The organism is Microbacterium sp. 16-032, assembly GCF_041079455.1.
Lineage (GTDB): Bacteria > Actinomycetota > Actinomycetes > Actinomycetales > Microbacteriaceae > Microbacterium > Microbacterium testaceum_A.
The window spans coordinates 404,681-422,118 of sequence record NZ_JBFYGQ010000004.1 but is presented as its reverse complement, the minus strand read 5'-3'; the positions used below and the strand labels follow the sequence as shown (position 1 = coordinate 422,118).

Genomic DNA, 17,438 nt, shown 5'->3' with positions numbered 1-17,438 from the left:
CCGTCGACCCGTGGCGAGCGCGCTGTTCCCGGCGTAGATTCCGTCTGACGTCGACGAGGAGGTGCGCCGTGCGGATCCGAACCGCTGCTCCGCTGCTCTCCCTCGTCGCTGCCCTCGCGGCGGTGCTCGCGACGGGAGCGTCGGCGGCCGTCGCCCCCGCGTCGCCGTCCGTGCGCGCCGATCCCCTGTCCGACGCCCTCACGGCGCCCCTGCTCGCGGACTGCTCGAGCATCACGGACAACGGTCGCGGCTACGCCCGACTGCACGGCATCGGCCTGTGCGGCGCCGACTCGACACCCGCGTCGCAGCCCCTGCGCACCGAGCTCGTCGGTGGCGAGGAATGCGGGTCGGCGACGCTGACGATGACGAGTCGCGGCGGCGGGCTGGCCGCGATCGACTGGCGGGTGAGTTCCGAGACGGGACCGATCGTCGCCGTCGAACTCGACCTCGCGTTCGCGAGTCACGCGGGTGGAGAGATGCGCCACTTCTCCGACCGCTCGCCCAGCGTGCATGCGCACGACGGGACGGTCGCTTTCCTCGGGGTGGGCCGCGCCACGGCGAGCCTCTCCGGGTCGGTCGAGACCTTCACCGCCACGTGCCGCATCGTTCCGGCGAGCGTGCGCATCCTCGTGCGCTGAGGCTCACCGTGCGGTGTCAGCCCTTGCCGCCGGGAGGACCCACGACCAACAGCACGACGAACACGACCACCACCAGCGCGACGAGCACCAGCGCGAGCGCCCAGGGCCGGCGGAGGAAGAACCGCAGCAAACGGTCGAGCGGCCGTCGATCGCGCGGGTCGCCGCTGTCGTCGAGCCGCCACGCCCCGCGGAGGCGTCCGGTGCGGTGCAGCCAGATCTCGGTGGGGATCGTGGCGTAGGGGATGACGGCGCTCACCACCGCGAGCGCGGTCGGCCCGAGGCCCCAGCGCTGGTTCAGCGCCACGAGGACGGCGGTGGCCCCGTAGGCGAGGAACACGAAGCCGTGGATGCCACCCCCGATCGACACCGCGATGGGAAGGTCGGCGACGGCGCGAAGAATCAACCCGCCGATCAGAAGCGTCCACGAGATCGCCTCGGCGATCGCGAGGGTGCGAAACAGGGTCAGGGGCGTGCGGAACACGTCTCTCCTCGTTCGGGTCGGGGGCTTCCCACCCTACGGAAAGGCCTCCCCGCTCACCGGCGCACCGTTCGACGTCGAAAGGTCATTCGATCGGCTGATCGTCCCCGTCGAGAGTCGGATCCGACGTGGACCCCTCGGCCGCGGTAGACGTGTCGGGCTCCGGGCCGGGCTCGATCGGGGGCTTCTCACGTTCGGCATCCATCTCCCCACCCCATCAGATCGAGGGAGGGATGCCACTCCCTTGACGCCGCGGAACACTCTCGCGCATCCGCCCGAGGCGCGTGAGCCCCTCGCCCAGCCCGGATGCGTCGCGGCCCCGCTGCGCCCGTCCCGCAAGACGGACGGCGGCCGCAATCGCGACGCGTAGGCTGAGGGGGTGGCGGAATCCCGGGGACGCGTGTGGACCGGGGTCATCCGCGTGGGGCCGCACCGCGGGGATCACCGCGTCGCCGTCCGCGCCGTGCTGAGTGTCGGCATCCCGCTCCTCGTACTTCTGGCACTCGGCCGGCTCGACCTCAGCGTGTACGCGAGCTTCGGAGCTTTCGCCGCGCTCTACGGGCGGACCGACCTGCCCCGCACACGCGTCCGCATGCAGTCCGTAGCGGGCGCCGTCCTCGTGTCGTGCATGCTCGTCGGCACCGCTCTGTCCGCGCTCGCGACCCCGGCCCTTGCCAGCGTCGCCGTCGTCGCCCTGCTCGCGGCGGTCGTCACCCTCTTCGCGTACCGAGCCCAGTGGCATCCGCCCGGCGCCCTCTTCGCCGTCTTCGCCGCGGGAGCCACCGCGAGTTTCCCGGCCACGGCCGAGACGTTCCTCACCGTCATCCTCGTCGGGGGCGCGAGCGTGATGTGGAGCATGCTCGTGACGACGGTCTTCATCCTCGCGCGCCGCGGTTCGTGGCGACGCCCGGCGCGCACGCGCCCGCCGATCGGCTCGGTGGCGTGGGAGATGACGGCGACCGTCGGCGTCGCAGCCCTCCTCGCGGGAGTGGCCGGAGCCCTCCTGGTGGGCACCCACTGGTACTGGGCGATGGTCGGCGCCGTCGCGGCCGTCGGCGGGGCACACGTCACGGCCCGACTCATCCGCGGCGTGCAGCGGCTCGTCGGGACGTTACTGGGCGTGCTGATCGCCGCGGGTCTTCTCGCCCTCGACCTGCCGCCGTGGGTCGTGCTGTTGGTCGCGGTGGCCCTGCAGGCGGGTGCCGAGCTGTTCGTGGGGCGCAACTACGGCATCGCGATGCTCTTCATCACTCCGCTCGCCCTGCTCATGGTGTCGCTCGCCTCGCCCGTCGCCCCGGAGATGCTGCTGCGCGACCGCGTGATCGAGACGGTCATCGGTGTCGCCGTCGGAACGATCGTCGCCATCGTGTCTGCGGGGCTGCGACGCCGATCCGCGAGAAGCTGAGCCCGACATGGACACCGATCGACAGCGCCGTCTCTCCACCGACACCGCCGAACGCATCAGCGCGGGCTGCTACGGCGCCCTCGTCTCGGCATCCACCCTCATTGGTCTCGGCGAAGCCGACCTGAGCGACGTGATCCTCGTGGTCGCGCTGACGAACGTCGTGTATTTCGCCACCCACGTCTTCGCGTACACGCTCGGCGACACCTCGGCCGACCGGCCGTCGAAGATCTTCCGCCACCACATGCGGGTGAGCGCGCCCATGGTGTCGGTGACTTTCCTGCCCCTGCTGGTGGTGGTTCTGCTCGTCGCCTCCGGAGTGGGCCTCGCCACCGCCCTGCTGTGGGGCGTGGGCGTGGCCATGACCTACCTCGTGGTCGTCGCCACCGCCGGCGCGCGCCTGCGCGGCTACTCTCCCCTCGTCGTCGTGATCACCGCCGTGGGGGCGGCTCTCGTCTCGGCGCTGCTCATCGTCGCGAAGCTCCTGCTTCACTGACCGGAAGGCTTCCTCATCACTGCTCAGCTCACCGTCGTCGGCGCGATCAACGTCGACCTCACGGCTCGCGTCCAGCGCTCCCCCGGCCCCGGCGAAACGGTCGCCGACGGCGTCCTCGACCGCGGCCCGGGCGGCAAAGGCGCGAACCAGGCGGTCGCCGCTGCCCGCCTCGGCGCCGACGTCCGGCTCATCGGCGCCGTCGGCGATGACGCCGAGGGCCTCGGCATCCGGGACCGCTTCGCATCGATCGGAGTCGATGCCTCGGGCGTGCAGACCGCGGATGCCGCGACCGGCACCGCCCTGATCGTCGTCGACGCGACGGGCGAGAACTCGATCGTCGTCTGCGCCGGGGCGAACGCCGCGATCGACGCGGACGCGCTCGGCATCGAACCGGGAGCGGCGGTGCTGCTGCAGTTGGAGGTGTCGGATGCCGTGGTCTCGGCCGCCGCACGCGCAGCCGGGTTCCTCGCGGTCAATGCCGCCCCCGCCCGCCCGCTTCCGGCCGACGTCCTCGAGCGGTGTGATCTCGTGATCGTCAACGAGACCGAGTACGCGCAGCTGCCCGAGGTGCACGACGCGCCCCTGCTGTGCGTCACGCTGGGCGCCGAGGGCGCGCGACTCTCCCGCCGGGGCGAGCTCGTCGCCTCGGCCGCCGGGGTGCCGACCACCGTCCGCAACACCGTCGGCGCAGGAGACGCGTTCTGCGCGGCCCTCGTCGTCGGGCTTCTTCGCGGCGACGACGAAGCCGATGCCCTCGCGCGCGCCTGCGCGGTGGGCTCGGCCGCCGTGGCCGACGACGCCTCGCAACCGGCACTCGCCGCCCTCGACACGTACGGAGTCCCCGCATGAGCCGCCGCCCGATCCTCGTCGACTGCGACACCGGCATCGACGACGCCCTCGCCCTCGCGTACCTGCTGGCCGAGCCCTCGGTCGAGGTCGTGGGCGTGACGACCGTTTCGGGGAACACGGATGCCGCCCGCGCGGCCGCCAACACCCTCTCGCTGTTCGAGCTCGCCGGCGAGGACGACATCCCGGTCGCGATCGGCGCCCATGATTTCCGCGCCCGCGCGTACGCCGGGGGTGCGCCGCACGTGCACGGGGACGACGGCCTCGGCGGCATCGCGCTGAGCGCCGCGGCCCGCGCGCACGATGCCCGCGCGGCGGTCGAGCTCATCGACCACCTGGCGTCGCGGCATCCGGACCTCACCGTCCTCGCCCTGGGGCCCCTGACGAACCTCGCGGCCTACGCCGAGGCACCGGGAGTCGCCCTGTTCGACCGCCTCGTCGTCATGGGCGGCGCCTTCGCCCACTCCGGCAACGTCACGGCGTGGGCCGAGGCGAACATCCACAACGACCCCGAGGCCGCGGCCCTCGTCTTCGCGCAGGACTGGGACACCACCCTCGTCCCCCTCGACGTCACGATGACGCAGACCCTGGATGCCGCCGACCTCGTGCGTCTCGAAGCGATCCCCGGTGCCGTGCCGCAGGCGCTCGCGCGGATGCTGCCGCACTACCTCGACTTCTACGCCGGGGTCTTCCCTGATCGGCGCTGCGCGCTGCACGACCCGCTCGCCGCGATGGTGGCCGCGGGGGCGCTGCGCGGAGTCAGCGTCGCGTCGGGCCACGTCGACGTGCGGCTCGAACGCGGCGAACGTGGGCGGACGGTGTCGGGCAGCGGGTCCGAGACGCAGCGCTGGGTCCGCGCCATGGAGGGCTCGGCGGCCGAGGTGCTGCTGGAGCGGCTCGAGTCGCGGGAGTGGCCCGCCTGAGGCTTCGCTCTAGCGGCGGCGGCGTTTCAGCCACGCCGTGAACCGCGACGTGTGGCGGTCGGTGAACTCGTTCGCGAGCCGGAACGCCTCGTCGCCGATGTCGGCGCCCGCGTTGATGGCCTCGATCGAGCGGAGGGCGCGCTGTTCCTGATCGTCGTGCTCGTCGTCGGCCATGGTGTCCAGGGTACGAGCGTCGGCCGGGGTCAGCGCCGGCGACGGCGGAGGGAACGACGAAGCCCGCCCTCGCACGATGCGGGGCGGGCTTCGTCGTGGGCGTCGGGACTCAGAAGTCCCAGTCGTCGTCCTCGGTGGCCTCGGCCTTGCCGATGACGTACGACGAGCCCGAGCCACTGAAGAAGTCGTGGTTTTATTCAAGGCCGCTGGGCGCGTTTGCCCGCTTCTGGCGACCCCCGATTTATGCGGTTGTAGGACAACTACGGACGGCTACGCCCGGTGTGTTCCGTGGGCAAGATGTGGGCAAGCGAGCGACACGCAGGCACGCGTGCTTGCGCAGTGCGTGCACGCACGCTAGTTTTATGCACATGAGCACGAACACCACCAGGCCGGTGGCGGTGAACGCGGAAGCGCGGCACGCCAGAAGATGAGCAGGGGACGACGGAGTCCCCGCCAACGGCACAAAGCAACCTTCTGATCCACGACCCACAGGACGGGCCATGACTAGCAGAAGATCAGCCCCCGCGATCCCGAGCGGGGGCTTTCTTCATGCCGTGGCGCGGTGGAGGATCCGGTCACAGAGCATGGGGTCCTCAGCCCACCCCTCGAGGGATCGGGCGGCGCGCAGCAGCAGTTGGTAGTACCGGGCGGGTCGCAGGCGGAGGTCCTTCATGATGAGCCATTCCTTCTGGCTCGTGTGCTTCTCGTGCTGACGCTCGAAGTCGAGCAGCACGGTGATGTCGGTGCTCGTCATGGTGACCATGATGCTCGGGGGTTCCGACATCGCTACCCTGGGCGGATGAGCACCCCTCGCCCCGCACCCATCAGCGGCATCGGCATCACCGCGATCGCCCTCGGCGCGGTCAGCCTGCTCGGGGTGCTGATCCTGTTCCCCGGGCTGAAGATCATCTTCTCCCTGGTCGCGGTGGCCGCGGTGATCGTCGGTGTCCTCGCGGCGCTGAACGCGCGCCGCACGGGTGGACAGTGGATCGCGCCCGCCGTCGGCGCTGGACTCGGTGCCGTCGCCCTGGTCGCGATGATCGTGTTCGTCCTCATCCTGTCCACCTGACCCGGGTGTCGGTGGCCGAGCGTATCGTCCCCGGTATGTCCCGCCCCCTGCACCCTGATGTGATGCTCGGCATCCGCCTGTCGACGATTTGCTCCCGTAACCGGTACGAGACCGACACGGCCCCGGTGATCGCGGAGCTGCTCGAGGTGGCCGACGACCGGGGCGATGTTCTGGCGATGGAGGCTGGGAAGTGGGCGGGGTACTACGACGACGAGCACACCGCCGCCCTGGTCGCCGCGATCATCGCTGAGATCCCCGGCGCAGCGGCGTGGGCGCACGTCGGCCGGGAGCGCCGCTCAGCGCCCGCGCACGGGACGACCGGCTTCGGTGCGGTCAGATAGTCGCGTCGAGCCAGACAGCCTGGCGGGCGAGGGCGCGGCGCATCCGGTCGACCGCTGCCATTGCTTCGTCGTCGTCGATGGAGATCCCCGCGCCCGCCGGCACACCTCGAGCAGCGAACACGGCTTCCAGGCTCGCGGACGCGTCGCGGAGCTCGGTCGCGATATCTTCCAGGGCGTCAAAATCGATGGGCTTCACCTGGCCACCGTAGCGGGGCTCGTACGATGGCTGACGTGCTGATCGGAACCATCCGCCCCCGTGAGACCACCACCGTCGACGTCGAAGGCCACTCCCTCGCCGAAGTGCAGGAGACTCTCGAGGCGCAGGCGCCGGCCGGGTTCGACCTGGTCAACGTGCCGGTGAAGATGACGGGCGGGACGACGCTGCTCACCGCGACGGGGACTTTCTCCCGCCGCGACGAGGCACGCGACATCGAAGCCGCCGACATGGCCGCGCTGCGGGCCCTGGTGCCCGAGGGGTGGATCCTGCTGCACGTACGCTCCGCGTAGCCCGCCGCTATCTTCGGCCTATGGATATCTATCAGTTGCTGGACCAAAACGACCCGTTCGACCTCACCGTCAACAGCGCCCAGGTGACCGTGCGCAAGAACTCCCCTGGGCAATGGACCGTATACGTTCACCCGGACCTCGACCTGATCGGCTCCTTCACCCAGGAAGAGCGCGACCGGGCCACGTATTTCGCTTCGGAACTCCCTGGCGAGCCGGGCGTTACCGAGTGGGTGAGCGATGACCCCACGACCCTCATCAGCCGGATGCTGACGCTGCGCTGAGCCCGGCCAACGACGAAACGCCCCCGGTGTCACCTCCGAAGAGGGACACCGGGGGCGTCGTGTGGGTAGCGCTATCTGCGCACGAGTGATTCAGATCGGTTTTCGCGGCGAAACATCGCCGTGGGGATTGTCCACCTGACGAGAGTGTCACGTCGCCGCCCGCGGGGCCGGAATGTGGGCGTAGCCTCACGTCATGTCCCGCCCACTGCGCCCGGACGTGGTGCTGAGCCTCGCCCTCTTCGCGATCTATAGGGGCGGGAAGTGCGCAATCTGGTGAGGTGAACGCGACCGCGCCGTGCCGCTCGACGATCGCGCGATCGGAACCTTCATCGCCTCGTCGGCGTTCTTTCTTTCCGACGCCAGGTGTCCGCCTTCGTCGTCCCAGTGCTCGGCGGCGATGTCATCGTCATGAGATCTCGCGTCGCCGTCCATGTCCGGACTCTACGCTCATGTCAGGATCACGGATACCCACCTGGCCGCGATGGCATTCACACGTTCCGTGGTGCGTCAAGGTCCAGCGTTGGCCATAGCCCGCGCGAGTACGGTTCAGGTGTTCCCGCCGCCATCGAGGGGGCATCCTTTGGAGGTGACGGCGGGGACACTGCGTAACTTACGTGGTGATTGTCCCCCAAATGGGGGGCATGTGCTCCCAGTCAAGAACTGCTAGATTCTGGGACCTCGGATTCCGAGCGCGCTTCGGCAGCAAGGCCCGGGGTGGGGGCAGGTGGTAGCGTTCGCTGCTTGTCACGACCATGCCGCACCGCCTCCCCGCCGCGGTGGCCTGAGGGCTGACAGCGACGAGTCCGCGCTGCGGGCGCTGGTGCCTGACGGGTGGATCCTGCTGCACGTGCGCTCCGAGTAGCGCTCACCGCCACTTCTTCGACATGCTCGGGGCATGAGCATTCCTAGATTTCAGATTGACGACGACGTCATGCCCACCGACGGCGCCCGAGGCAAGGTCGTCGATATCCGCGACGTTGCGAAGAGCCGGCGCATCTATGGCGTCGCCGATGTGAACGGCGCGGTCAGCTTCTACATGGAGGACAGCCTGCGCGCTGCACCCGCCAGCCGCTGACCTAACGACGAAACGCCCCCGGCGTCACCTCGAGATGAGGGTTGCCGGGGGCGTTGTCGTGGATGGTGCAATCTGCGCCGAAAAGATGCAGTAGCCGGGACTGCGCTACGGTGAGCGCATGAGGTCGGCGGCTTGGCAGACGGTAGGTTCCTGGGCGGGCATCTTCGCCCTGCTGCCCTTCGTCGTCATGGCAATCCTCGGCTTCGACCTGGATTACGCGCTCGTGGTGTCCGGAGCCTTGGGGCTGTTCGGAGCCCTTGTCGGCTCCCTCGCGGCACTGCACCACGTTGCGCGCGGTTCTCGTGACGAATGATTCACACGGCCAGCGTGCGCTCGGCATCGCGCTGACGATCGCGATAACGGCCCTGACGCTATGGCCGTCATCCGCCACCGCACAGCTGCCCGTAGGCAGCTTCTACCCGATCTTCGTCGCCCTGCTCGCGCTTCTGACCGGGCTCGGCGTAGCGGGCAAGCGACTCAAGCGCCCGCCCTTCGTATGGCCGCTCGTTGCGTTCTACGTGATCGTGACGATCTCGTCTCTGGTCTTCACCGAAGCGAACCCGTTCTCCTTGCTGATCGGCGCCGTCGCCATTCCTGCATATTGGGCGGCCTACAGCGCCGGCGATCGCGAGAAGCGTCGGGTGGTGCAGGCTGTCATCGCCCTCGCCGTTGTTGAGACGGCGCTGGCCTTCGGCGAAGTGCTCCTCCGGACAGGGGTCCTGCTCGGCACGCCTTTCCGACTGTCGCCCGAGAACCCGTTCTTCGAGGGTGCACCTCGGGCGCAGGGAACTCTGGCCCACCCGCTCGCGCTCAGCTTCGTTCTGCTGGTCGCGCTCGGATTCGTGTGCGCGCGCCGGTCACACGCCGCCATGCGCATGATCCTGGTCGCTGTGTTCGTCGTCGGGGTGCTGCTCACGGGCAGCGCATCCGCCGCCGTGATCGCAGCGCTCATCGTCATTTACTGGTTCCTCAACCGCGCGACCCCCGTTGGCGTGACGTTCGCGATCCTGTCCGCTATGGCCGCCGTGGTGCTCGTGGCCGCCAGCGGGTTCGTGGCCACCGTGTTTGAGCAGGAATTCGACCAGCGGAACGCTGGTCACCGGCTCAACTCGATCGCTGCGATCCCATCACTCGCATTCGGCAGGGACGCCCCGCAAGCTCTCATCGGCAGCGGTTACGACGTGCGCAATCTCTACACGTCGGGTTACTTCGTCAACGATGGCTTCTTCACGATCGACAACCAGTACGTGAGCTTCCTCGCACAAGGTGGACTTATCGGTCTGGTTTTGGCCGTCACCGTTCTCGTTGGTCTGACAGTCCGATCCAGCCGGCGTTATCTGCCCGGCTGGATCGGACTGCTCGGAATGGGCATGTCGTTCGACTTCATGAGCTGGTACGCCTTGGCCACGCTGACGCTCGTCTATGCGGCTATCGCGGCGCGGCCCCAGGTCACGCGGGAGACATCCCCACCACAACCCAGTCTTTCCCGCCCGAATCGACGCGGCACAGTGTCACCCATGCGTCTGTCGGAACGGTCAACGTCCCGCTGACCTTTCCGACAGAGATGTTGCCGGTCTGGCCGAGGACGATGCTTCCTCCGTGGGCCTTGATTCGGACCTGCTCGCCCGGGGACCGGAACGTGCCCGAGATCGTAACGATCGTGTTCGCGGACCCATTCACCAGGAACGTGGTGGCCGCAGTGTTCAGCGTGATCACGCCACCGGACTCGGCGATGTTCTTGGTCACCCCGGTAGAACCTGCCCCCGGCTGAGTCGGGCCCAAGTAGGACGAGCCCGAGATGACGGAAGTCGTGTCCGTGGACTGAACACGGTCGACGGTTCCCCCAGCCTTGACCGAGTCCCACACCAGGAACGATGCTGCTTCGGCGCGGAAGATGTACCCACTGTTGTCCGATACGTGAGCGCCGTTCGAGATGCTGGGCGCGATGACCCGAAGCAGTCGCGTTCCGCCTTTCGCGAGCGCGGCACGGCCGATGTTCTCCCAGTAGCAGCCGAGGAGGGTGACCGGCGACGGCCCGTCCAGGATGATGCCGTAGAGGTTTTCTTGGAAGGTCGTGTTGATGAAGGTGTGTGAGTAGCTGAGAGATCCGATGTAGACGGATGCTCCGTCTTCGCCGTCTGCAACAACGATGCCGTCACCGTCGAACTGGCAGGCGGTGTAGCTGACCTGGCCGGTCTGCCCGGTGACGTGGAGAGCGTGCAGCCCTCCCAGGCTGAACGCCTCGACGTGCTCGAAGGCGAGGAACTGGTGCGGCAGGAACCCGCCTACGCCGCCTTCGAGCCAGATTTGGTGTCCCGCGAAGCCGCTCACGCGGACGCGGCGCATCGCGGACTCCCACCATCCGCCGCTCGAGAACGTCCCGAGGGTGGCCGTGAGGCGGATGCCGTGCTGACCAGCGTTCCCATTACCCATGACTTCGAAGTCTTCGAGCACAGAGCTCTGCACGGGCCCGGGCCGCAACGAGAACACCGACGAAGCAGTGCCGCCCGCTTTCGCCTTGAAGCGAGTCGCGCGCTTTCCCGCGCCCTTGATCGTGACGCGGGAACGAAGCTGGATGTCTTCGCAGATGTAGGTGCCGGCGGGGAAGTATGCAACACCGCCGCCGAAGTCTCCCTTGGCGCTGCGGTAGACCTCCTGCAGCATCGCGTTGATCGCGGCGGAGTCGTCCGTCACCCCGTCGCCCATGATCCCCCAGCGGGGATCGGTAGCGATGGCCCAGCCGAAGATGGGCGCGAACTTCTCACCGCCGACAGCACCAATCGTGCTGGTTATCTCAGGCGACTGGGCGAGCGCCTGACGCCCCGCGGACGTGTCGTGCACGAACGCGGCATCCGCGCCGGCCTTGCTGTAGATGTCGCCAGCCATGGTCAGCCTCCGAGAGTGATCGTGCCGTCACCGTTGTCGATGAACGTGCCGGGGTTGAGAGTGATGGTGCCGTCGCCGTTGTCGGTCCAACCACCGCCGACACCGGCCGCGGCGATCGCGCGGGTGATGGCGGCGCCGACGGGGGTATCGGGCTGGTCGGCGTCCTCCGCGACAGAGCCGTACTGCGAGCCAAGGACGTCGAGCTTCTCGGCGGTGATGTCGAAGCCGGGCGTGAAGTCGCGCCACACGGGCGGGTCGAAGGGCATGGCTTCTCCTCAGCGGTCGGCGTGCGCCCGAGAGAGCGCCGGGTAGGTGACCGCGGCGACAGCCCACACGAGGAGGACGGCCGCCGCGGCGCAGGCGATGCGGGTCACCGACGGTTCCGCCGTCGATGCGTGTCGCTCGCGTGCAGAACGAGACCGATCGTCCCGCCCATCAGGTAGGCCACGATCAGCCAGAAGAGCAGGACCGCGAACAGGGCCGCCGGCACTCCGACGAACAGGAGCAGGGCGACCCCGACGAACTCGATCACGGTTCGTTGTGCGCGCCGGGGTCCCGGAACGCGGACGGGTTGTGCGGGTCGAGCGCAGCTTGGTACTCGGCGCGCGTGGAATCGCCGGGGCGGGGCAGGGTGAGGTCCGTTCGACGCTCGATCGCCTTCGCCGTGCCGCCGGTAATGAGCGCGTATGACGCGGAAACGATGACCACGGCAAGCAGCATGAAGACCCAGATGTTACCGATTGGCTCACCGGTGATCATCACGTAGAACACGACAACGACGACGGCGAGCGCGAGGGCGAAGAGGATCGACACCACCTTGCGCTGCCACGCTTTCTGCACGAACGGGAGAACGCCGTTGAGCGCGCCGATCGCGTAGGGCGCGAAGAACGCGAGGAGGGTGAGGATGCCGACGGGGATGGCCGGGATAGCGATGTCCATGAGACGGTCCTTTCAGGACGATGGTTCCGATTTCGGATGAGAGGTGGGCTCGGTCGCCCACCCCTCCGTGAGGTGTCCGAGCCCGAGCTGATAGAGGATCGGGTCAGGCAGCATCGGAAGGTCACCGTGACGACCCCGCTGGTCCCAGACCCACTGCAGCGAGATGACGGTGCGCACGGCTTCGGCGAGCTCGGCGTACTGCCGCTTCACCTTCTCGAGTTCGCCAGCCGTCGCGGCCTGGTCCTCGGCGAGCTTGCGTGTGCGCTCGTCGACGCGCTGGTCGATGTACTGCATGAGGGTGTCGGCGTCCTTGAACCGGCCGCTGATGGTGCCCTCTTCGACGGCGTCAGCGTCCGCGCGGTCCTTGCGCCAGAACCGCCAGACGGCGATCAGGGCGACGAGGACGGCGGATGCGAGTCCGATGAGGGCGACGATGACTCCGCTTTCACTCACCAACGCCCCCGATCAGGCGCTGACGCCGTTCCACCGCCCGCCGGTCAGCCCATTCCGTGGCGAGGAGCTCGAGATAGAACACCGGCAGCGGCAGTGTCAGCAGCAGCATCGTGAAGATGAACCACGACGGCGCTTCCTTCGCGAGCAGCTGCTCCGGTGACGGGGATACGAGGATGGCGAACGCGTACGCGACGACCATCCCGACGAGCAGGCTGGTGCCGGCGAATGCGATCTTCCAGTGGCGGGGGAACGCCACCCCGAAGAGGCACACCAGCGCGACGACGGCGAAGAATCCCGCGACCACGTCGGTGAAGTCGCCGTAGAGACGGTCGAGCAGACGCGAACCGTAGATCACCCCGGCGACGCCGGCGCACACGGCGAGGACGTCGTACGCGGGCACCCAGACGCGCTTGAGCGATCGGTACTTCTGCTCCCTCAGCGGGATGGCTTCCGGGTGCCAGATGCTCGCACGTCGGATGCGCGCGGTGATGCTCACGAGGCGAGGCGTTCGCGCTGGCGGCGGTCGATCTCGTCGGATGCCGCCTTCGCAATCCCCCGCACCTGCTCATCCGTGAGCGCACCCACGTTCTGGATCAGCGGGGCCAGGAGCGGGGCGAGCATGCTGGCGAGCGCCTGCGCGTCCACCGCAGCAGGGGTGCCGCCGACACGAGCGTTCGTCGAGGCGACGTACCCCGCGGCGGTGTACTGGATGGGCGTGCCGACGGCGTCTCGGATCTCGTTGCCTGCACCGTCCTGCGCGGTGATCAGGTGCGACCACATCTGCGCGGCGATCACGTCGGCGAACGCCCACCGCTGGCCCTCGGCGGGTCCGGTGTTGACGTCACGGAAGAACTCGAAAAGTCCGTCCTTCGTCATCTGCTTGATCTGCTCAGGGGTGTACGGCATGTCGTCCTCCTCCTCGAAGGGCTTGGCGTTGCTGGACGCGGGGACCGGTCCGCGAGGGTTGAGGTCGATGACGTGCCACGGCTCGTCGGGGTACCCGCGGGAGGGCTCGATCATCCCGGGCGACAGGCCGACAGCACGGCAGTCGGCGTAGAACGCTGCGCGATCACCGCTGTACACCCACGCCCAGTTCGAGTAGTCGACGGCGAGCGTCTCCCGCCCCTCCCAGAACCCGCCGTGCGATGACGTGCCCGGAGCGGCGGCACCGTTCCCGAAGAGGCGGCGGGCGATCTGCTGCCCCGCCATGGGGCGCACCGTCGACCACCCGTCGCCCGGCGAAAGCCACCGGCCCGTGCGATCGTGGGCACGGTCGACGAGTGCCAGGTGTCGGGCGTACGTCGCCGGTGTGAGGCCCCAGTACCAGTTCCCGTCGGTGTCGTTCCATCCGCGGTTGAAGATGACAAGATCCGACTCGGGGATGTACCCGTTCTTCCAGGCCACGGCTTCGGTCCCTTCACTCAGGCGGCGCGGTATGAGCCGCTGATCGCCACGATGGAGTCCGCGCCGAGACCGGCAGCCGACGAGAGCCCGCCGCCGCCACCGGTACCGGTGTGGGCGATGAGGCCGACGACGTTCGAGCCGCCCTCGATGGTCCCCGTGGCGGGGTAGAACGCGACACCCGCGTTCTCGATGTGCGCGGCGACCACCTGCCGGCCACCCGCCGCGGCCTGCACCGGCAGCGAGAACCGCCACGGCCCAGTCCCGCCGTTCGCGCCCGTCTTGATCTGGAACCGCAGGGAGAAGTGCACCCACTTCCCTCGCCGGACGTACTCGCCCGAGATCGTCGACTGGCCCATCGTCGGCGGCGTCGCAGCCGCAGACCACACCGGGTCATACGACGTCGTCACGCCCTCCCACGCGCCGCCCGCACGGGTGATCGTCTCCCCCGTGTCGAGGCGGTACGCGAGCGCGCCGTTCGCGGGGGCCCACGCGTCCATCTCTGCCTTGTTCCGCAGCCGCACGACACCACCCGCCGCGGCGGTGTACCGCCACGTCTGAGTGATCAGCACCGTCTGCGTCGCCAGGTCGGACGACTTCACCTCCGCCGTCGCGAGCTCCAACGCACCAGCGGGGATCGGCGGCTTCTGCGGATTCTGGTTCGCCGCACCCTTGGACACGCCGAACGTGGTGGTCGGTGCAGTGTCCCCGTCGAGGACGAAGGTCGCGCGCACCCAGATCACGTCGATGCGGGAGTTCGCCTGCGGCGCCGCGTCCGTGCCGATCGTCTCCGATGCGTCGTTCGCGATGCGCTCGACACCCGTGCCGCGCGCGGTGACCGCGACGAACGGGCCGATGCGGTACGTCATCGCCAGGTCCGTCGTGCCGGTGACCAGATCGTCGGAGGTCATGGAGAGGATGCCGGTGCGAGGAGTGCCGTCAGCCGCGCGGGCGAATAGGCCAGCATCGAGCCGACGCCATGCACCGACGGGGACGCCGGATGCTCCTTCGCTCGGGAGAGAGGGGGTGAGCATGGTGCCTCCTACGTGTGGCCGATGCGGTTGTCGCCGCCGATCCAGGCGACGAACCGCCCGGACGTGCTGGTGAGGTCGGTGGTGAGCGCTGCGGGGATGCGGACAGTGCCCCCCGCGCGGCCGATCGTGATGTCGGCTGCCGCGAGCGCCGCGGTGACCTGGGCGGCGACGATGTCGTCGATGTTCTCGTTGATGAAGTCGGTGATCCGCTCGTCGAGGTCGCTCACGAGGATGGTGATCTGCTCCTGCTGCGCGGCCTGGACGAGCTGCGTGGCGACGATCTGTGCCTGCTGCTGCTGCAAGTTGACGACGGCAGCCTCGAGCCGCGCGACGGCGTTCGCCTGCTGCGTCCCCGACGGCGCCTTGAGGTCTCTGACCTCGCGCCAGAGGGCATTGATCTGGTCAGCAATCTGCGCGAGACCGTCACGGGACGGGGACGGGTCAGCCATCAGACCTCCTCGTAGATCTCGCCGCAGGTGACCTTGATGAACTCCGACCGATCCGAACCCGACAGCCCGACGATGCGGCGCGGGTAGGACCCGGCAGGCAGGTAGTCGTAGATCGGGTCGGTGCTGGTCCCGCCCGTGAGGACGCCGGGACCGGTGAGCACGCCGGGCCCGGAGAGGAGCCCGAGGTTCACCCGCTGCTGTTCGGAGAGGAAGATCTCCGCGACGTCGCCGCACCCGTACTCGTACGGGAACGGGGACGCGTCGGTCGGGGCGTCGAACTCCCAGAACTCCCACGGATGCCGCGCAGTGCGCAGCGTCTCCACGTTCCCGGAGTCGAGGGTGGCCGGGTCCTTCGTGCTCGTCGAAACGTCAGCGTCGAGGTGCAGCAGCGGGAAGCCGCGGTCCACGAGGTACGGGTCGTACAGCATCCGCAGCAACGTCGTGTCGGACGAGCGCCCCGCGGACGCCCACGACACGGAGCCCATGCGGGTCGGGTCCATGCGGGTGCCGACGCCGGTGACGTCGGACGGTTCCCACGTGAGCGGAGCCTCACCCTGCAGCCGGGGCTGCTCCTCCGTGCCGGACTCGTACACCCACCCGAAGCTGTCATCGCTGGTCCGCTCGAGGCGAAGGCGAATGTCGGGGCCGGCGTCCTGGTTCGACAGGTCGGTGAGAGCGGCCCCGACCATCTTCCGTTCGACGGCGACGTACGACTCGCTGCGCGTGCCGGGGCGGTCGGCGTGGAAGCGGATGGGGATGTCGTTCCACCCGGGCCACAGGCACACCTGCTGCATGATGCGTTTCCCGATGGTGCCGTGGTCGACGCCCTCGATGATGGTGTCGAACCCGGTGGCGGGTTTCCCGTCCGGCGCGAGCCAGTCCGGCGGTGTGCTGGTGAGCAGTCCCGGCGGCGGGGGCAGAACGGGGAAGCCGTCCAGCATGCGCCGGAGCCCGCGCGCCGTGACGGACAGCATCCCGTTGTCGCGGTCGAAGTCCTGCGGGAGGATCGGCCCGCCCAAGAAGTGGCCGCCGACGTCGACGGCGATGGAGTGCTTCCACGGGGTGAAGAGGTTCCGCCACTCGTCGACGTGGTCGACGAAGCGGAGGTTGACCGTCTCGGCGATGTTCGACTGCTCCTGCCAGTCGAACGACGACGGCTCGAGCTCGACGAGCTGCTGCCCGCCGCGGGTCTCGAACAGGAAGAATCGAGTCACCACCACGCGTGGTCCACCCTTCCGGTGAGGGTGGGCTGCCCCACCGGGTCCGCCGCCTCGAGCTGGAACGTGCGGGACAGGAGCCCGGGGACCTCGGTCCACTCGCGGAAGCGGAGCCACCGGGAGATGTCCTGCCCGTTGAGGGTGGCGCGCCCGTTCTCGATGACGACCGTCTGGCCGGCGGCGACGGGCCGGGCGAGGCCGACCCGCGCGCCGGTTTCGACGCAGGTGATCAGCGCCGACGAGAACCCACCGGCGAGGGTGAGCGAAACGGCGGATGGGGCGCGGCCCTCGTTGGGGAGGGTGACGCGCCCCGCCGAACCGCCGCCCGGCCAGATCGCGGGGAACTTCGCCGGGAACACGAGACCCTGCCCCGGGGAGGGCGGGCCCGTGGTGACGGGTGTGCCGGTGCGGTACCGGCGGGGGTCGTCGCTCGACAGGTCGACCGTCTGCCACCCGCGTGGGCGGTTGTGGGTCGACCGCGCCGAGGTGTCTTCGACGATTACGGACCGCCAGGTGGGGCCGTCGTCGGTGCTGACGGTCATCAGCACAGGCGCTTCGGCCCCGACGGCGGAGAGCTCGTCGAACGCGCGCTCCACCTCAGAGGCGCTACGGCCTCGATATAGCGCCTCGAACGACATGACCTTCTCAGCACGCGTGGCCCGCGTCCGCGTGAACGCACCGTGCCGCTGAGGGCGCGCGACGGGACGTTGCCGGTTGGCCGTCCCACCCCACCAATCGGTCAGCTCGCGGAAGAACCACCCGTACCCGCCGCGTGTGGCGGCGTCGAGGAAGGTGAGGTGTCCGAGCTGGATCGTGGTGCGAGCCATCG

At 69.0% G+C, this 17,438-nt stretch carries 28 protein-coding genes and 1 pseudogene; 12 read left to right on the top strand and 17 right to left on the bottom strand.

The window, feature by feature from the left end; translation table 11 throughout:
- Window positions 1-68 precede the first annotated feature (68 nt).
- Window positions 69-638, top strand: a complete 570-nt coding sequence (locus AB6V31_RS10900) for a hypothetical protein (protein ID WP_369365630.1) — start codon at window positions 69-71, stop codon at window positions 636-638.
- Window positions 639-654: 16 nt separating this feature from the next.
- On the opposite strand, the gene AB6V31_RS10895 is transcribed toward AB6V31_RS10900, so the two are convergent.
- The gene (locus AB6V31_RS10895) at window positions 655-1,119 is read right to left on the bottom strand and encodes a DUF3817 domain-containing protein (protein WP_144785607.1); all 465 of its coding nucleotides are present in this window, start codon (window positions 1,117-1,119) and stop codon (window positions 655-657) included.
- Between the two features lie 376 nt (window positions 1,120-1,495).
- Here AB6V31_RS10895 and AB6V31_RS10890 point away from each other — a divergent pair, with 376 nt between their 5' ends.
- Genes AB6V31_RS10890 through AB6V31_RS10875 form a run of 4 tightly spaced genes read left to right on the top strand, consistent with a single transcriptional unit; the run spans window position 1,496 to window position 4,783 of the window.
- Window positions 1,496-2,521, top strand: coding sequence for an FUSC family protein (locus AB6V31_RS10890; protein ID WP_369365628.1), 1,026 nt, complete (start codon window positions 1,496-1,498; stop codon window positions 2,519-2,521).
- A gap of 7 nt (window positions 2,522-2,528) precedes the next feature.
- On the top strand, window positions 2,529-3,014 hold the full coding sequence (locus tag AB6V31_RS10885) for a hypothetical protein (protein ID WP_268104337.1): 486 nt from the start codon (window positions 2,529-2,531) through the stop codon (window positions 3,012-3,014).
- Between the two features lie 15 nt (window positions 3,015-3,029).
- The gene (locus AB6V31_RS10880) at window positions 3,030-3,863 is read left to right on the top strand and encodes a ribokinase (RefSeq protein WP_369365721.1); all 834 of its coding nucleotides are present in this window, start codon (window positions 3,030-3,032) and stop codon (window positions 3,861-3,863) included.
- A complete protein-coding gene (locus AB6V31_RS10875) occupies window positions 3,860-4,783 on the top strand; it encodes a nucleoside hydrolase (RefSeq protein ID WP_369365625.1) in 924 nt (307 codons plus the stop codon). Before AB6V31_RS10880 ends, AB6V31_RS10875 begins: the two co-directional genes overlap by 4 nt.
- A 9-nt stretch (window positions 4,784-4,792) precedes the next feature.
- Here the strand turns inward: AB6V31_RS10875 and AB6V31_RS10870 are convergent, their stop codons facing one another.
- The 3 genes and pseudogenes from AB6V31_RS10870 to AB6V31_RS10860 all read right to left on the bottom strand — a co-directional run bounded on the left by AB6V31_RS10870 (window position 4,793) and on the right by AB6V31_RS10860 (window position 5,711).
- Window positions 4,793-4,957 (bottom strand): hypothetical protein, encoded by a 165-nt coding sequence (locus tag AB6V31_RS10870; protein WP_176786390.1) that lies wholly within the window; start codon window positions 4,955-4,957, stop codon window positions 4,793-4,795.
- Between the two features lie 109 nt (window positions 4,958-5,066).
- A pseudogene (locus tag AB6V31_RS10865) lies at window positions 5,067-5,177 on the bottom strand (ribonucleotide-diphosphate reductase subunit beta); the annotation flags it as partial.
- A 327-nt stretch (window positions 5,178-5,504) separates the two neighbouring features.
- Entirely contained in the window at window positions 5,505-5,711 is a 207-nt protein-coding gene (locus tag AB6V31_RS10860) for a DUF3263 domain-containing protein (protein WP_369365624.1), read from the bottom strand.
- Window positions 5,712-5,756: 45 nt separating this feature from the next.
- Here AB6V31_RS10860 and AB6V31_RS10855 point away from each other — a divergent pair, with 45 nt between their 5' ends.
- Both AB6V31_RS10855 and AB6V31_RS10850 read left to right on the top strand, forming a co-directional pair.
- Entirely contained in the window at window positions 5,757-6,026 is a 270-nt protein-coding gene (locus AB6V31_RS10855; protein WP_369365622.1) for a hypothetical protein, read from the top strand.
- A gap of 35 nt (window positions 6,027-6,061) precedes the next feature.
- Entirely contained in the window at window positions 6,062-6,367 is a 306-nt protein-coding gene (locus AB6V31_RS10850; RefSeq protein WP_369365619.1) for a hypothetical protein, read from the top strand.
- Here AB6V31_RS10850 and AB6V31_RS10845 read toward each other — a convergent pair.
- A complete protein-coding gene (locus tag AB6V31_RS10845; protein WP_369365617.1) occupies window positions 6,360-6,563 on the bottom strand; it encodes a hypothetical protein in 204 nt (67 codons plus the stop codon). The two genes, AB6V31_RS10850 and AB6V31_RS10845, sit on opposite strands and share 8 nt — an antisense overlap.
- 26 nt (window positions 6,564-6,589) lie before the next feature.
- Here AB6V31_RS10845 and AB6V31_RS10840 point away from each other — a divergent pair, with 26 nt between their 5' ends.
- On the top strand, window positions 6,590-6,874 hold the full coding sequence (locus AB6V31_RS10840; RefSeq protein ID WP_369365614.1) for a hypothetical protein: 285 nt from the start codon (window positions 6,590-6,592) through the stop codon (window positions 6,872-6,874).
- Window positions 6,875-6,894: 20 nt separating this feature from the next.
- A complete protein-coding gene (locus AB6V31_RS10835; RefSeq protein WP_369365612.1) occupies window positions 6,895-7,155 on the top strand; it encodes a hypothetical protein in 261 nt (86 codons plus the stop codon).
- Window positions 7,156-7,401: 246 nt separating this feature from the next.
- Here AB6V31_RS10835 and AB6V31_RS10830 read toward each other — a convergent pair whose 3' ends face one another.
- Complete coding sequence (locus AB6V31_RS10830) at window positions 7,402-7,587, bottom strand: hypothetical protein (RefSeq protein ID WP_369365610.1); 186 nt, start codon at window positions 7,585-7,587, stop codon at window positions 7,402-7,404.
- 463 nt (window positions 7,588-8,050) lie between these two features.
- Between AB6V31_RS10830 and AB6V31_RS10825 the strand changes: the two genes are divergently transcribed.
- The 3 genes from AB6V31_RS10825 to AB6V31_RS10815 all read left to right on the top strand — a co-directional run bounded on the left by AB6V31_RS10825 (window position 8,051) and on the right by AB6V31_RS10815 (window position 9,780).
- Window positions 8,051-8,230 (top strand): hypothetical protein, encoded by a 180-nt coding sequence (locus AB6V31_RS10825; protein WP_369365608.1) that lies wholly within the window; start codon window positions 8,051-8,053, stop codon window positions 8,228-8,230.
- 118 nt (window positions 8,231-8,348) lie between these two features.
- A complete protein-coding gene (locus AB6V31_RS10820; protein WP_369365606.1) occupies window positions 8,349-8,543 on the top strand; it encodes a hypothetical protein in 195 nt (64 codons plus the stop codon).
- The gene (locus AB6V31_RS10815) at window positions 8,533-9,780 is read left to right on the top strand and encodes an O-antigen ligase family protein (protein ID WP_369365604.1); all 1,248 of its coding nucleotides are present in this window, start codon (window positions 8,533-8,535) and stop codon (window positions 9,778-9,780) included. The genes AB6V31_RS10820 and AB6V31_RS10815 overlap by 11 nt, the downstream gene beginning before the upstream one ends.
- Here the strand turns inward: AB6V31_RS10815 and AB6V31_RS10810 are convergent.
- The 11 genes from AB6V31_RS10810 to AB6V31_RS10760 form a co-directional block, all read right to left on the bottom strand.
- Window positions 9,680-11,116, bottom strand: a complete 1,437-nt coding sequence (locus AB6V31_RS10810) for a glycosyl hydrolase family 28-related protein (protein WP_369365603.1) — start codon at window positions 11,114-11,116, stop codon at window positions 9,680-9,682. The genes AB6V31_RS10815 and AB6V31_RS10810 overlap by 101 nt on opposite strands.
- 2 nt (window positions 11,117-11,118) lie before the next feature.
- Window positions 11,119-11,382: a hypothetical protein gene (locus AB6V31_RS10805; protein ID WP_369365601.1), complete on the bottom strand. Its 264-nt coding sequence runs from the start codon at window positions 11,380-11,382 to the stop codon at window positions 11,119-11,121.
- A gap of 104 nt (window positions 11,383-11,486) precedes the next feature.
- Window positions 11,487-11,648, bottom strand: coding sequence for a hypothetical protein (locus tag AB6V31_RS10800; protein WP_369365599.1), 162 nt, complete (start codon window positions 11,646-11,648; stop codon window positions 11,487-11,489).
- Window positions 11,645-12,055 carry a hypothetical protein gene (locus AB6V31_RS10795; RefSeq protein WP_369365597.1) on the bottom strand — a complete coding sequence of 137 codons (411 nt, stop codon included), beginning with the start codon at window positions 12,053-12,055 and terminating at the stop codon, window positions 11,645-11,647. Before AB6V31_RS10795 ends, AB6V31_RS10800 begins: the two co-directional genes overlap by 4 nt.
- Before the next feature lie 12 nt (window positions 12,056-12,067).
- Window positions 12,068-12,508 carry a hypothetical protein gene (locus AB6V31_RS10790; protein ID WP_369365595.1) on the bottom strand — a complete coding sequence of 147 codons (441 nt, stop codon included), beginning with the start codon at window positions 12,506-12,508 and terminating at the stop codon, window positions 12,068-12,070.
- The gene (locus tag AB6V31_RS10785; protein ID WP_369365593.1) at window positions 12,501-13,004 is read right to left on the bottom strand and encodes a hypothetical protein; all 504 of its coding nucleotides are present in this window, start codon (window positions 13,002-13,004) and stop codon (window positions 12,501-12,503) included. Before AB6V31_RS10785 ends, AB6V31_RS10790 begins: the two co-directional genes overlap by 8 nt.
- The gene (locus tag AB6V31_RS10780) at window positions 13,001-13,912 is read right to left on the bottom strand and encodes a hypothetical protein (RefSeq protein WP_369365591.1); all 912 of its coding nucleotides are present in this window, start codon (window positions 13,910-13,912) and stop codon (window positions 13,001-13,003) included. The genes AB6V31_RS10785 and AB6V31_RS10780 overlap by 4 nt, the downstream gene beginning before the upstream one ends.
- Window positions 13,913-13,929: 17 nt before the next feature.
- Window positions 13,930-14,943 (bottom strand): hypothetical protein, encoded by a 1,014-nt coding sequence (locus tag AB6V31_RS10775; protein WP_369365589.1) that lies wholly within the window; start codon window positions 14,941-14,943, stop codon window positions 13,930-13,932.
- 8 nt (window positions 14,944-14,951) lie between these two features.
- Complete coding sequence (locus tag AB6V31_RS10770) at window positions 14,952-15,392, bottom strand: hypothetical protein (RefSeq protein ID WP_369365587.1); 441 nt, start codon at window positions 15,390-15,392, stop codon at window positions 14,952-14,954.
- Window positions 15,392-16,612, bottom strand: a complete 1,221-nt coding sequence (locus AB6V31_RS10765) for a hypothetical protein (protein WP_369365585.1) — start codon at window positions 16,610-16,612, stop codon at window positions 15,392-15,394. Before AB6V31_RS10765 ends, AB6V31_RS10770 begins: the two co-directional genes overlap by 1 nt.
- Complete coding sequence (locus AB6V31_RS10760) at window positions 16,603-17,436, bottom strand: hypothetical protein (RefSeq protein ID WP_369365584.1); 834 nt, start codon at window positions 17,434-17,436, stop codon at window positions 16,603-16,605. Before AB6V31_RS10760 ends, AB6V31_RS10765 begins: the two co-directional genes overlap by 10 nt.
- Between the last annotated feature and the right edge of the window lie 2 nt (window positions 17,437-17,438).

Bases quoted from the DNA above. Each gene is read 5' to 3' on its own strand.
- AB6V31_RS10885 (WP_268104337.1), top strand. From the start codon at position 2,529: ATGGACACCGATCGACAGCGCCGTCTCTCCACCGACACCGCCGAACGC.
- AB6V31_RS10875 (WP_369365625.1), top strand. From the start codon at position 3,860: ATGAGCCGCCGCCCGATCCTCGTCGACTGCGACACCGGCATCGACGAC.
- AB6V31_RS10870 (WP_176786390.1), bottom strand. From the start codon at position 4,957: ATGGCCGACGACGAGCACGACGATCAGGAACAGCGCGCCCTCCGCTCG.
- AB6V31_RS10860 (WP_369365624.1), bottom strand. From the start codon at position 5,711: ATGACGAGCACCGACATCACCGTGCTGCTCGACTTCGAGCGTCAGCAC.
- AB6V31_RS10855 (WP_369365622.1), top strand. From the start codon at position 5,757: ATGAGCACCCCTCGCCCCGCACCCATCAGCGGCATCGGCATCACCGCG.
- AB6V31_RS10850 (WP_369365619.1), top strand. From the start codon at position 6,062: ATGTCCCGCCCCCTGCACCCTGATGTGATGCTCGGCATCCGCCTGTCG.
- AB6V31_RS10840 (WP_369365614.1), top strand. From the start codon at position 6,590: ATGGCTGACGTGCTGATCGGAACCATCCGCCCCCGTGAGACCACCACC.
- AB6V31_RS10835 (WP_369365612.1), top strand. From the start codon at position 6,895: ATGGATATCTATCAGTTGCTGGACCAAAACGACCCGTTCGACCTCACC.
- AB6V31_RS10830 (WP_369365610.1), bottom strand. From the start codon at position 7,587: ATGGACGGCGACGCGAGATCTCATGACGATGACATCGCCGCCGAGCAC.
- AB6V31_RS10825 (WP_369365608.1), top strand. From the start codon at position 8,051: ATGAGCATTCCTAGATTTCAGATTGACGACGACGTCATGCCCACCGAC.
- AB6V31_RS10820 (WP_369365606.1), top strand. From the start codon at position 8,349: ATGAGGTCGGCGGCTTGGCAGACGGTAGGTTCCTGGGCGGGCATCTTC.
- AB6V31_RS10810 (WP_369365603.1), bottom strand. From the start codon at position 11,116: ATGGCTGGCGACATCTACAGCAAGGCCGGCGCGGATGCCGCGTTCGTG.
- AB6V31_RS10805 (WP_369365601.1), bottom strand. From the start codon at position 11,382: ATGCCCTTCGACCCGCCCGTGTGGCGCGACTTCACGCCCGGCTTCGAC.
- AB6V31_RS10795 (WP_369365597.1), bottom strand. From the start codon at position 12,055: ATGGACATCGCTATCCCGGCCATCCCCGTCGGCATCCTCACCCTCCTC.
- AB6V31_RS10775 (WP_369365589.1), bottom strand. From the start codon at position 14,943: ATGCTCACCCCCTCTCTCCCGAGCGAAGGAGCATCCGGCGTCCCCGTC.
- AB6V31_RS10770 (WP_369365587.1), bottom strand. From the start codon at position 15,392: ATGGCTGACCCGTCCCCGTCCCGTGACGGTCTCGCGCAGATTGCTGAC.
- AB6V31_RS10760 (WP_369365584.1), bottom strand. From the start codon at position 17,436: ATGGCTCGCACCACGATCCAGCTCGGACACCTCACCTTCCTCGACGCC.